We start from the raw sequence: 754 nt of genomic DNA, 5'->3' as shown, positions 1-754 counted from the left end.
AATGTTTTTTAGATCCATATATCAGTTATGAAGAGGCCAAAAAGAAAATTATCGTGGATTTAGCGGTTCATTTCTTTGGTGAAGACAAAGTTGAAGTAATTAGTTAAATTATTTTTTTATAACAAAATATATAACATCTACACATATAATAACATTAACATACCCCAAAATAAGCGCATATACACTAAATTTTGCGATTTTATTTTTCGCAAATTCGGGGTTTTTTATTTTTATAACAAACCAAACAAAAGGAGAAAAAAGATGAAAAACGACACTAGTCAAGAAATTAGAATTGGGGGCTGGAACACGAAAACCACCCCTAACGATTTAACCCAAATTAAAAACTTTTTAAAAATATTAAAAGAAGATTTAATTAATCTCACTATTATCTCTCATTCTAAAAAGAAAAATACCTACCAAGAAGCTAATTATCGACCGAAAAACCAAACTCTCTTTGTCGATCCTCACATCTTAGAAGAAATGAAACAAACGAAAATCACCCTAATTAATGATAATTTCTCTTCTAGTAATAGTAAACTATTACTTTCTGATTTAACCCCGCTTAAAAGCCAAAATAACCCCCTTAAATATCTATTTAATATCTTCCAAATCAATTATAAAAATGAATTTAAAAATATCATCAAAGAATTAATTGGAAAAATTGATGTCAATAAGTTAGAAACTTTACAGTTATATCAATTAGACCCTCAAAAGCTAGATAAATATCATAAACCCATGAAAACTAACTATAAAA

At 27.1% G+C, this 754-nt stretch carries 1 protein-coding gene; it reads left to right on the top strand.

Translation table 11 applies throughout. From position 1 onward, the window contains the following. Positions 1-261: 261 nt before the first annotated feature. A partial coding sequence (locus RI68_RS02870; protein ID WP_017193733.1) for a hypothetical protein occupies positions 262-754 on the top strand: 493 nt, incomplete at its 3' end.

It is taken from the genome of Vaccinium witches'-broom phytoplasma str. VAC (genome assembly GCF_000309405.1).
Classification (GTDB): Bacteria; Bacillota_I; Bacilli_A; order Acholeplasmatales; family Acholeplasmataceae; genus Phytoplasma.
The sequence above is the reverse complement of the archived record's forward strand: the minus strand, read 5'-3'. Positions and strand labels throughout refer to the sequence as shown.